The organism is Bacteroidia bacterium, from assembly GCA_016218155.1.
Classification (GTDB): Bacteria; Bacteroidota; Bacteroidia; order Bacteroidales; family GWA2-32-17; genus GWA2-32-17.
On sequence record JACREQ010000076.1, the window covers coordinates 65,089 to 78,685 of the forward strand.

Annotated in this window: 5 protein-coding genes and 1 tRNA gene; 1 reads left to right on the forward strand and 5 read right to left on the reverse strand. The window is 35.7% G+C overall.

Annotated features, from left to right (window positions below; all coding sequences use genetic code 11):
* Positions 1-12: 12 nt before the first annotated feature.
* The 3 genes from HY951_14170 to HY951_14180 all read right to left on the reverse strand — a co-directional run bounded on the left by HY951_14170 (position 13) and on the right by HY951_14180 (position 3,627).
* Positions 13-1,545: a PspC domain-containing protein gene (locus HY951_14170; protein MBI5541208.1), complete on the reverse strand. Its 1,533-nt coding sequence runs from the start codon at positions 1,543-1,545 to the stop codon at positions 13-15.
* A 7-nt stretch (positions 1,546-1,552) separates the two neighbouring features.
* Positions 1,553-1,888 (reverse strand): PadR family transcriptional regulator, encoded by a 336-nt coding sequence (locus HY951_14175; protein MBI5541209.1) that lies wholly within the window; start codon positions 1,886-1,888, stop codon positions 1,553-1,555.
* Positions 1,889-2,010: 122 nt separating this feature from the next.
* Positions 2,011-3,627: a fumarate hydratase gene (locus HY951_14180; protein ID MBI5541210.1), complete on the reverse strand. Its 1,617-nt coding sequence runs from the start codon at positions 3,625-3,627 to the stop codon at positions 2,011-2,013.
* A gap of 238 nt (positions 3,628-3,865) precedes the next feature.
* Here HY951_14180 and HY951_14185 point away from each other — a divergent pair, with 238 nt between their 5' ends.
* A complete protein-coding gene (locus HY951_14185) occupies positions 3,866-4,549 on the forward strand; it encodes a hypothetical protein (protein MBI5541211.1) in 684 nt (227 codons plus the stop codon).
* A gap of 57 nt (positions 4,550-4,606) precedes the next feature.
* Here HY951_14185 and HY951_14190 read toward each other — a convergent pair.
* Both HY951_14190 and HY951_14195 read right to left on the reverse strand, forming a co-directional pair.
* Positions 4,607-4,681, reverse strand: a tRNA-Lys gene (locus tag HY951_14190).
* Between the two features lie 84 nt (positions 4,682-4,765).
* Positions 4,766-13,597: PKD domain-containing protein (locus tag HY951_14195; GenBank protein ID MBI5541212.1), on the reverse strand; the 8,832-nt coding region annotated here is incomplete at its 5' end.

Genomic DNA, 13,597 nt, shown 5'->3' on the forward strand with positions numbered 1-13,597 from the left:
CGAATCAATAAACTAATTTAAAATCGGCTCTAAGCCGCTGGAAGTCATTTTGCAGGTTTTTCCAACTATATCTGAATATGAATAGTTTCCGGATATTTCTACATTATTTAATATCTCTTCAACATTTTTATTTATAAATATCTGAGAATTAACGGGCAAGTGTAATATAATGATTTGTTGCTGAACATGAAATTTAGCTGCTTTTGAAATTTCAAAATATTTTGTTATTGACACTATTGAATCTTTTACCTGAATTGCCGACGGGATGTTTTTTGCAATAAGATTTCCTTCTCTTTTACTAGATGATCTGCATTGTCTGTCGTCTGAAATTTTAACTGTAGAATCATTACTAATTCTAATATTTAATGCAGTTTTTCCATATAAATTACATTCATTCCCAGAAGTCAATAAAAGATATTTTTCAAAATCTAAATTGTTTTCCAAATTGTTATTAATAGGTAAACTATCACTAATATTAACTACTAACGTTTTTGTTTTTAAAGAATCAATAGCTATTAATTGATTAGTATTAGAAACATACCTGAAATTTAAAAAGTGATTAACAGCAACGAATGTTACAAGTATTATCCCGAATAGAAATGTAAAAGCTAATGTTCTATTTAAATATTTAAATGAGTTGCGAATACCAAAAATAAAACGAATACCGGTAATTATTAATGAAATTACAGGTATGCAAAAAACAAGACATAAACCAATTATACCTGGTACAATTAAAGAATTATCTATAAATGTGTTTGTTAATTCAGTAAAACTTATATTGCTGGAACCTTCAAAAAAAACACCAACAGTAAATGCTACCAAAAATGTTGTACCAATAAGAATAAATATAATCCCCAACGATACTGTAAATATTCTAAAGAATACTTTTAATATTGAAAGAATTACATCACCAAAATGATTTGCAAAATGCCTTGCTCTGCTTTTTGATTTGTTAGATGTTAAATTATCTTTTACTTTTCCGAATTCCTCTTTTATGTTTTTCTCAATATTTGAAAGATTAACAGGTTCACCACGCATTTCAAGTTTTTGTGCTGTAGTTTTTGCTTCTGGTATCACTATCCACAGAACTAAATAAATTAATGGACCTGAAAAGAAAAATGTAATTACCAATATAATTCTAACAATCACTGGGTCAATTGAAAAATATGCTGCTAATCCACTACAAACACCACCAAGTATTCTATCGTCAGGATTTCTAAAGAGTCTTTTTGATTTTTTCTCTTTTTTATTTTCAGGTTCTGCTTCAACTTTGTTTTCATCAGATACCCCAAAATCTTCAGGTGTACCAATAATACTAATTGAATAATCTACATCATCCATATTTACTACTTCACGTGTTGTGCCTAACCTTTCTTTAAAAATTTCGGCAAAACGAGCTTCAACATCACCAAGAATTTCTTTTCCTTCTTCGGTACCGGCAAACTGATTTTCTAATTTTGTAAGATAATTTTGTAATATTTGATAAGCATCTTCATCAATATGATAAACCTGCCCCCATAAATTTATAGTTAGAGTCTTTTTCATGGCTATATTATTTTTTAAGTTTATTATTCATGTAATCAACATTTGCAACAAGTTCTTGCCAAACAAGATGAAGTTCATTTAAAAACTTATCTCCGTCTTCGGTTAACTTGTAATATTTTCGTGGTGGACCCTGTAGCGATTCCTCCCATCTGTATGCTAAAAGCCCGTCGTTTTTTAATCTGGTTAGCAAAGGATACAAAGTTCCTTCAACCACTATCAGATGAACTTCCTTTAATTTAGCAATAATATCGGATGCATATGCATCTCCTTGCGCTAGAACTGAAAGTATGCAATACTCCAGTACTCCTTTACGCATTTGGGCTTTTGTGTTTTCTATATTCATATTATAGTACTTTTCGATGCAAAGATATATATTTATTTTAGTATTATGCAATACATAGTAGTAAAAATATTAAAAAAGTTGCAAAATAATTTCTGCAACTTTTTTATTAAATTAATTAACAGCTACTTCCTGTTATTATATTGATCAAAAAAATCATTGCCCTTATCATCAGTAATAATAAAGGCTGGCATATTTTCAACCCTTATTTTTCTAATCGCCTCCATTCCAAGGTCTTCAAAATCTACCATTTCTACAGATTTAATATTTTCGGCTGCAAGAACAGCTGCCGGTCCTCCAATTGAACCTAAATAAAATCCTCCGTATTTCTTACAAGCATCTTTCACTGCTGCGGTTCTATTTCCTTTTGCAACCATTATTAAAGAACCACCAAGACTTTGAAATAGGTCTACATAAGAATCCATTCGCCCTGCAGTTGTCGGTCCAAAACTTCCTGATGGCATTCCTTCCGGAGTTTTAGCTGGTCCTGCATAATAAATAGGATGATTTTTGAAATATTCAGGCATTGGTTTACCTTCATCGATCAACTTTTTAATTTGTGCATGTGCAATATCTCGAGCAACAATTAAAGTACCCGTAATACTCAAACGTGTTTTAACCGGATATTTTGCAAGGTCAGCAAGAACTTCTTTTATGGGTCTGTCAATATTTATCTCAACCGGAGTTGAAATTTCAGGTGCTTGGGCAGGTAAAAAACGTGCAGGATTCTTTTCCAGTTCTTCTAAGAAAATTCCATCAGAAGTAATTTTTGCTTTTATATTTCTATCAGCACTACAGCTTACTCCCATTGCAACCGGACATGAAGCTGCATGGCGAGGAAGTCTGATTACTCTTACATCATGAACAAAATATTTTCCTCCAAATTGTGCACCTACGCCATATTCGTGACATATTCTTTCAATCTTTTTTTCCCATTCGATATCGCGAAAAGCACGTCCACTTGCATTTCCTGTTGTTGGAAGATAATCGTAATATCCGGCAGATGCTTCTTTCACAGCTTTTAATGTAGCTTCTGCAGAAGTTCCGCCAATAACAATTGCAAGGTGATATGGTGGACAAGCCGAAGTACCAAGATCTTTAATTTTTTCAGTAACAAACTTTGTTAGCGATTCTTCATTAAGAAGCGACTTGGTTTGTTGATATAGAAAAGTTTTATTTGCAGACCCACCACCTTTAGTAATGAAAAGAAATTCATATGAATCATAAGGAGTAGAATATATATCAATCTGTGCTGGTAAATTTGAACCCGAGTTTTTCTCATCAAACATTGTATAAGGAACAACCTGAGAATATCTCAGATTTTTATCCTTATATGTATCAAAAATTCCTCTTGAAAGGTATTCTGCATCATTAACACCAGTCCAAACTTTTTCTCCTTTTTTCCCTATTACTATTGCAGTTCCGGTATCCTGACACCAAGGTAAATCTCCTTTTGCAGAAATAACTGTATTCTTAAGCATTACATATGCAACAAAACGGTCGTTATCAGTTGCTTCAGGATCTTCAAGAATTTTAGCACATTTCTCAAGATGAGCCGTTCTTAAATAAAAAGACACATCAGATATCGCTTCTTTTGCAAGAAACTCCAGACCTTTTGGATCAATTTTTAAAATCTTTCTTCCATCGGCTTCAATAATCTGCACATAATCTTTTGTAAGCAACTTGTAATTAGTTACGTCCTTCTCAATTTGAAAAGGTTTCTCATAAATAAAATCTGCCATATTTAAAGTTTGTTAATATTATAAAATAGATGATTCCTTTACTTAATTAATTCATTCTTTATTACATCAAAATTATACTTTTTTTAATTCCAAAAATATTTATTAATTATTAATTTTTCAGATTGTTTACTTATCGGTTAAATCAGATTACCGTGTTTATACTTAGACAATTCAAGTCTTTTACCTCTTTTTTTCAGTTTATCAATAGTTGAACTTTGTATAAACAACTGATAAAGTCATGAAAACAAAACTTTCAATTACAATAATTCTTGTGTTTTGTATTAGCATCGTGCATTCACAAGACACTATTTTACTATTAACTGGTAAAACATTTTATGGACAAATAACTGAAATTACAAATAATTATATAAGAATAAGAACTGAAGGATTCCATATAAACAAGTCAAAGCTTTTATATAATGATGAGTTATTTTCGTATAATAAAAATAACAAAGAAAACATTCTATATAAAATTGACTCCATTAATGGTTCGGGTCTTAACCAAATTGAAATGGGATATTTTATAAAAGGGTTACAATCCGGAAGGAAGAATTATCATGCACCTTTAGCAACATTAGGTGGTTTTGCTGCCGGAATAACAGGAGGTGCTTTTGGATTTTGGGGCTCAATAATTCCTTCATCATACGTATTTATTACTGGAATAAGGACCCCGCATGTAAACACAACCTTTCCGTGTACCGACAATATTTCTATACCTGAAAACCCAACCAATTTAAATTATGGGCTAAAATATACATCTTCAATAAATGTAACTTCTAATAATGAAAATATATATTCTTCTTTCTATGAATCAGGATATAGAGCTTCTGCAAAAGATAAAAAGATTAAAAACTCTATTAAAGGCTCAGTTATTGGGTTTGCTGCTTTTATTGCTGCATCGTTAATCTTTTTGCACAAATAATCACTTTATTAAAACAAACATCAATAAAAAAGCTACTCTTTAAGGGTAGCTTTTTTTGTCGGTCCGGTGGGGTTCGAACCCACGACCCTCTGATTAAGAGTCAGATGCTCTACCAACTGAGCTACGGGCCGATTTTAAGGTTTGCAAAAGTATAAAAAAAACAACCAATAAAAAAGCTGAGAAAAATTTCTCAGCTTTTTTATTTAAGATTAGTAATTATCTGACTACCGTTACAGGTCCTACGTATTCATGATACAAACCATTAACGTCTTTCATTTTAACTATCCAGGTATATGTTCCCACAGGTACAATCTCGCCTTTATTCTTATATCTTCCATTCCAACCACCGTCAATCTCTGTAATACTTTCCGTTCCTTCTGGATAAACTGTAGTTTCGAAAATAATTTGTCCCCATCTGTCAATTATACATAAATAATAATTATCAGGATCAAATCCCATTCCCTTTGGATAGAAGAAATTATTATTTAATCCTGCACTTGGAGTAAATGCTGTTGGGGCATAAAAAGTATGCTCGTCACGTATTATCAAAGGAAGACTTGCAGTATCCATACAACCGTTAGCACCTCTAACAATAAGTATAATATTGAATGTATCGGCTCTAGCAAACTCATGTTGCGGGTTTGGCACTGAAGCACTACCACCATCACCAAAATTCCAATTCCATGTTGTTGCATAAGACGATTGATCATAGAAATGAATATTGGCATCAAATAATCCTACTTCAGTTGGATACATATAGAAATTTGCAATTGGACTTGGAGTGACAATCACTAAATCGGGATAGCTTGTAACTAACTGACAACCATACTGTGTTGTAAGAGTTAACCCTACTATATAATTTCCAACAGTTTCATAAACATGAGTAGGAATAGCCTCAGTTGAGGTATTACCTGATACTGAACTTGGATCACCAAAATTCCACAAGTAAGAAACAGAATCTAAAGAATTGACTACATTGTTAAATGTTACAACAACTGGCTCACACCCTGTTGCAGATAAAGGAGGAGCTGCAATTGTTGGAAGTGGATGAACATTAATTGTAATTGTGTCCTGATCAGAAGGAGAGTTACAAAGATCTTGAACTGTAACAATATATGTTGTAGTTGTTAATGGTGATACCACATTTGGATTACCACTACCAACGTTCCAGTTATAAATATATGGTCCACCATTACCACCATTAGTTGCTGCATTTATAGTAGATGTCTGTCCCTGACAAATATCAACATTATTTGCTGATAAGGTTACATTTAAAGGAGGATTTACATATACCATTACATTACCTGGAACGGCTGATGTACATCCATGCGAATCGGTAGCAGTTACAGTATAATTTGTTGTAACTAAAGGATTAACTGTATATGACTGCGAAACTCCACCACCATTCCACTGATATGTATAACCTGGCGTACCACCATTTGCACTAGCAGAAATAGTTATAGATTGTCCTATACAGATTGAATCTGATCCATTTGCAAATACAACTACCGGTGTTGGTTGATTTATTACAATTGGAGGAGTAATTACAGGACAACCATCAGCATCGTACACCGAAACATTATATACACCTGCTGAAAGATTTGTTGAAATTGAATCAGGACCACCAAAAGGTGACCAAACAAAAGAGTAAGGAGCAGTACCAAATTTAATCTGCACCTGCGCACTACCATCAAATGCTCCAAAACAAGATGCATTTGTTACAAGAATGTTGTTAAGTACAGGAGGAGCAATTTCAAATACAGGAACTGTAGCTGTAGAAATACAGTTATGTGCATCTATTATAGTTAATAAATGATTTCCTGGAGCTAAATTATTAGCACTAGACAAAATACTTCCTGACGGACTCCAATTATATGTGTAACCCGGTGTACCACCATTAACATTTGCAATTGCAGTACCATTATCCTGATTACAGGTAGCAGGTGAAGTTGTAGATTGTATAACAATTGGTGAAGGCTCAGAAAGAATAAAGCCTGCTTGTGCAGTACATCCATTTACATCGGTAACATATACAGTAAACACTGTTCCTGCAGGTAAATTTGCCGCAGTTGCTGTTGTACCTCCATAAGGCATCCAGTTATAGCTATATCCTGGTGTACCACCTGATTGAGATGCTGTAATACTTCCATCACTACCACCATTACAGTTTACAGCAGTTGTTATTCCTGTTGCCTGTACTTGTGTTGGTTGATTTATTGTTGTATTTGCCATTGCAGTACAAGCATTTGCATCACTTACTAAAACAGAAACATAACCTGCACACAATCCGGAAGCACTTTGAGTATTCTGTCCCAAAGGATCAGACCAAGAATATGAATAAGGCGAAGTACCACCTGCAGCAAGAGCTACTGCACTTCCATCACAACTTCCATAACATAATGTAGGTGAAGAAGAATTAATTATTGCAAACATTTGTGGAGGCTGAACAATAGACGCATTTCCAGAAACAGTACACCCATTTACATCGGTAATAACAACATAATAATTACCTGCTGATAATCCAATTGCTGTACTTGCAGATTGAGCCATCGGATCAGACCATTGTATATTGCTTATTGGTGTAGTATTAGTATAAGTAACGGTTGCAGTTCCATTATTACCACCAAAACAACTAACATTAGTTACAGCTATATTAGTAATTACGGGAGCCAAGTTATTATTAACATTAACAGTTGTAGTTGCTGTACAGCCATTAATATCTGTTATAGTAACGGTATAAGCTCCTGCAATAACATTGTTTATTGAACTACTGTTACTAACATTTGGAGTCCAGTTATAACTATAAGTTGAACTAGATCCACCACTGGCAGATACTGTAGCTGAACCATTTGGTTGGCCACAGTCAGCATCTGTAACACTTGTTACAACAACTTGTAATGAAAGTGGTCCTGAAACTGAAGCAGTGGACATAATTGAACAACTATGTGAATCAACAATAGTTACAGAATAAACTCCAGTACATAAGTTGTTAATATTTGGAGTACTCTGTGCGTTTGTCCATGAATATGTATAAGGTCCGGTTCCACCAGTTATTGAGGAATTAACTACACCATTACATGAATTAAAGCAACTCTCATTTACTGCTGATAAAGAAACTGACAATATCGGAGGCTCAGTTAATGTAACTTGTGTAGTAGTTGTACAACCATTTAAATCTGTAACAGTAACATTATATACACCTGCAATCAAATTACTGATTGATGGAGTTACCTGACTGTTACTCCATATGAATGTATATCCGGGAGTTCCACCATTAACAACAACTTGTGCTGATCCATTATTCCCACCAAAGCAACTAATATTGGTTGGGTTTGTGATTGATGAAGTAAGGATTGTCGGTTGAGTTATTGTTACAGCTGAAGTCTGTAAACATCCGTTTGAATCAAAAACTGAAACAATATAACTTCCTGCACATAAACCTGTAGCTGTCTGAGTAGTTTGTGCCGACAAGTCATTCCATAAATATGTATATGGTGGAATACCTCCAGCAGGAGATGCAGTTGCTGTTCCATTGCATGCTCCATTACAGAGTACAGGGGTTGATGTCATTGTTACTGCAACAAATGCAGGCTGAGTTACATTAATAGTATTAGATGTAGTACACAAATTAGCATCAGTAACAATAATTGTATAACTTCCTGCACATAATGAATCTGCTGTTGCAAAATGATCGTTATTTGTCCAGTTATATGAATAAGGAATAGTACCTCCAGCAACTAAAGTTGTTGCTGTTCCATTACATGAGTTATTACACATTGGTGCTACAAAAGTTGTATTTAAAATTAAAGCTAATGGCTGTGTTATTGTAACATTTGCAGAAGCCTGACAGTTGTGAGCATCAGTAACTGTAACAGAATGTACTCCATTACATAATGAAGTTCCTGTTTGACTACTCTGTGCATTATCCCATAAATATGTATAAGGTGATGTTCCACCAGTACCATTAACAACAGCTACTCCATCACATTGCCCGAAACAACTTACATTTGTTGAAGATGAAATTGTTGCTGCAGGTCCTAAAAGATTATTTATAGAGAAAGTACCCGTTCCAGTACAGCCTTTAAAGTCTGTTACAGTAACAGAATAACTTCCAGCAACCACCCCTGTTAAATTTTGAGTATTTGCAGAATTTGACCATAAATATGTAAATGGAGCAGCTCCATTTGTTAATGTTAATGTTAAACCACCATCAGGTTGACCACAATGAGCTTCCACTGGTACTGCAGATGTTATTATTTGTGGAGGCTGTCCTATTAAATCTGTCGCAACTAAGGTACAATTATTTGCATCTCTGATTGTTACAGAATACGATCCGGCACATAGCAAACTTGCATTTTGTGTTGTTTGTAAAGTAGGATCATTCCATTGATATGAGTATGGAATTGTTCCTCCCGTTACACTTGTACTTAGTATACCATCACAATATCCAAAACAGGTTGGACTTGTTATTGTAAATGTATTTGCTAATAATGCAGGTTGAGTAATTGCAACGGTAGTATTTAAAATACACCCATTAGCATCTGTAGCTGTAACAGAATATGTACCTGCACAAAGGCCAGTTGCAGTTGCAGATGTTTGACCATTTGACCATAAATAAATAAATGGGGCTACTCCACCACCTACAGAAACAGTTGCTGTTCCATTACATAATCCATTACATGTCACGTTTGTAAATGATGATATACTTGCTGTTCCTGGAGCAATATTTAGAACAGCAACAGTACCTGTTGTTGTACAAGCATTATTATCAGTAACAGTAACAGTATAATTTCCTGCCGATAAGCCAGTCGTAGTTGCTACTGTTGGAGTTATTCCTCCACTCCAATTATATGTATATCCTCCAGTTACTGTACCACCTGAAGCTACAACTGTAGCAGAACCATTATTTTGTCCACAGTTTTCGCTAACAGAAGAAGTAACAAGACTAATTGGTGTTGGTTGAGTAATTGTTACAAAAGCAGTAACACTGCAATTCTGACTATCTGTTACAGTTACAGTATAATTACCGGCACCAAATCCTGTATTATTTGCAGAAGTTGCTGCAGAACCTCCATTCCATAAATATGTATAAGAAGGAGTACCACCACCAGCTAATACTGACGCTGTACCATTAGTTCCTCCTGAGCAACTAACATTTGTACTAACTGAAATATTTGCCGTAACGAGTGTTGGTTGAGTAATTGTAACACTATTTGCTACAGTACAACCATTTGCATCAGTTGCAGTAACAGTATATGTTCCTGCTGTAACATTTGTCAGATCCTCGGTTATTGCAGAATTGGACCACAAATAAGTATATGTAGGAGTGCCGCCTGAAACAGATAAATCAGCTCCACCATTAGATGACCCATTGCAAAGTGCTGCTGTTCCAATAACAGAAGAAGTAACAACAGATGGCTGTAAAATTGTAACACTTGCCACAGAAACACATCCATTATTATCAGTCACTGTTACTGAATGACTTCCGGCATTTAAGTTATTTACTGATGATGTTGTAATAGCATTATCCCACAAATAAGTTACTGCACCTGGCATTGTAACAGTAGCAGTACCATTTGATCCTCCAAAGCAACTGGTGGGAGTACTTGCTGAAATTGTAGCAACACCACCTGCTAAATTACTAACAGTCACAGAACTTATAATTGAACAACTATTTGCATCAGTAACCGTAACTGTATATGTAGCAGCTAATAACCCCGTTGCAGTTACAGAAGTTTGAGAGTTAGACCAATTGTAAGTATAACCTGGAGTTCCACCTGCAGGAGTTACTGTTGCAGAACCATCAGGTTGTCCGCAATGTGCATCTACATTAGATGTCGTTGCAGTTACTGTTGTAGGTTGAATAATATTAATATTTGCTACAGCAGTACATAGCATCGCATCATTTACAGTAACAGAGTATGTTCCAGCAGCAATACCAGATAAATCTTCTGATGTAGCTGTTGTAGTCCAAATATATGTAAAAGGTGATGTACCTCCTAAAACAGTTAAATCGGCCGCACCAGTTAATTGTCCATTACATAAAATATTAGTTCCAGCAATATTGGCTGTTAATAAAGCTGGTTGAATAATTGTTACACTTGAAACTGAAGTACATAAATTTGCATCAGAAACAGTAACAGTCCAGGAGCCTGATGTTAAGCCAGTAGCAGTTGAACTTGTCTGAGCAGGAGCTGGATCATTCCATAAATAGGTATATGGAGCTGTACCACCACCTACAGCTACAGTAGCTGTTCCATTTGAACCACCATTACAGCTTACATTTACCTGAGAACCTATAGATGAAGTTACTACGGAAGGTTCTGTTATAACTGCTGTTGCAGTTCCGGTTATACCATTAAAATCTGTAACAGTAACAATATAACTACCTGCACAAAGACCAGTTGCTGTTATTGTTGTTTGAGCATTTGGCCACAAATAAGTATAAGGAGCAACTCCGCCAGAAACACTTAAGGTAGCACTTCCACTACAGACTCCGTTACATAACACATTAGTTGTTGAGACAATTGTTACAGTTAAAGCATTAGGTTCTACAATTGTTACTGTAGTTGTTGCAGTACATCCATTTAAATCTGTGACCGTTACCGTATAAGTTCCTGCACATAAACCTGATGTTGTTGCAGTTGAGGAACCACTTGTCCATAAATAAGTATATCCTGGAGTACCATTTGCACCGGCAGCAGTTGCTGAACCATCACATAAACCAAAGCCTGTTGTACCAATATTTGATGTAATAGACACTGTAACAGCTGAAGGTTGTGTGATTACAACCGAAGAAGTTATTGTACATCCTAAATTATCAGTCACAGTAACATTATATGTATTTGCAGAAAGACCGGTAAGATCTTCCGATAATGCTAAATTGGACCAGTTGTATGTATAAGAAGGAGTACCACCACCTACCGTTAAATCAGCAGTTCCGGTTGCTCCTGAGTTACATAAAACATTTGTTCCAACTACAGACGCTGTTAAAGCTGCTGGTTGAATAATTGTTACACTTGAAACTGAAGTACATAAATTTGCATCAGAAACAGTAACAGTCCAGGAGCCTGATGTTAAGCCAGTAGCAGTTGAACTTGTCTGGGCAGGAGCTGGATCATTCCATAAATAAGTATATGGCAATGTGCCTCCGGTACCAGAAACAGTGGCAGTACCATTTGATCCACCATTACAACTTACATTTGTTTGAGCACTTATTGAAGTAGAAAGTGCTGTAGGCTGCGTGATTGTTACAGAAGCAGTTGTAGTACAAAGATTTAAATCCGTAACCGTTACAATCCAGGTACCGACTGTTAATGCAGTACTTGATGCAGTTGTTTGTGCTGGAGCAGGATCATCCCATAAATATGTATAACCTGGAGTTCCTCCACCTGCTGTTACCGTTGCAGTACCATTAGATCCTCCATTACAACTCACATTAGTTTGAGCTGTAATATTAGCCGTTACTATAGTAGGTTGAGTAATATTAACTGTTGTTACAGCTGTACATAAATTAACATCAGTTACAGTTACTGACCATATTCCAACAGTTAGTGAATTTGCAATAGCAGTTGTCTGTGCTGGCGCTGGATCATTCCATAAATAGGTATATCCTGGAGTACCACCTCCTGCTGTAACAGTTGCAGTTCCATTTGCACCACCATTACAACTTACGTTTGTCTGGGCACTTATATTTGCTGTTAATGCAGTTGGTTGGATAATTGTAACTGAGTTAGTAGCTGTACATAAATTTAAGTCGGTTACAGTTACTTGATAAGTTGCTGCTCCTAAACCTGATGCAACTGCTGTTGATTGGCTGTTTGACCAATTATATGTATATCCAGGAGTTCCACCAGAACCAACAACTGTTGCTGTTCCATTAGTACCTCCATTACAATTTACGTTTGTCTGACCACTAATAGTTGCAACTAATGCTGAAGGTTGTGTAATATTTACAGTTGCAGTTGTTGTACATAAATTAATATCTGTTACTGTAACAACCCATGAACCAACTGTTAATGCAGTACTTGTTGCAGTAGTTTGTGCAGGTGCTGGGTCATTCCATAAATAAGTATAACCTGGAGTTCCACCACTTGCAGCAACTGTAGCTGTTCCATTAGCTCCACCATTACAACTTACATTTGTTTGAGAAGTAATTGAAGCTGACAAGACTGAAGGTTGAGTTATTGTTACCGAGGCAGTTGCCTGACAACCAATAAAATCAGTTACAGTTACAGACCATGTGCCTACTGTTAGAGCAGTAGCCGTTGCCGTTGTCTGAGCTGGAGCTGGATCATTCCATAAATAAGTATATGGAGCTGTTCCGCCAGCAGCAGTTACTGTGGCACTTCCATTTGAACCACCATTACAACTTACATTTGTACTAGCTGTTATATTTGCTGAAGGAGCACCTGAATTATTTACATTTATAGTATTTGTTGAAGTACATCCATTATTATCAGTAACGGTTACAGTATATGCACCAGCTACAACATTTATAATTGAATTTGTAGTGCCAGCATTCGACCATAAATATGTATAAGGTGATGTTCCACCAACAACTGCAATTGAAGCTGAACCATTAGCCATTCCGCAAGTTGCATTTACATTTGATGGAGTTAATGTCATTGCAACAGGTTGTACAACCGTATAGCTTGTTACAACTGTGCATAAAAGAGCATCTGTAACTGTAACACTATAATTACCGGCAGCTAATCCTATAGCTGTTTGTGTAGTTTGTAAATTTACCCAACCATATGAATAAGGAGATGTTCCACCTGCTGGAGTCACAGTTGCACTTCCGTTTGCGCCGCCATTACACGAAGCTGGGGTTCCGGTTGTTGTTGCAGTAAGAACAATAGGTTGTGTTATAACAACATTTACCGTTGTCGTACATAAATTATTATCTGTTACAGTCACTGTCCATGTACCTGCGGTTAATCCTGTACATGTTGCTGTTGTCTGAGCGGGAGCCGGATCATTCCATAAATAAGTATAACCAGGAGTGCCACCTCCTGCAGCTACTGTTGCGGTTCCATTAGAGCCACC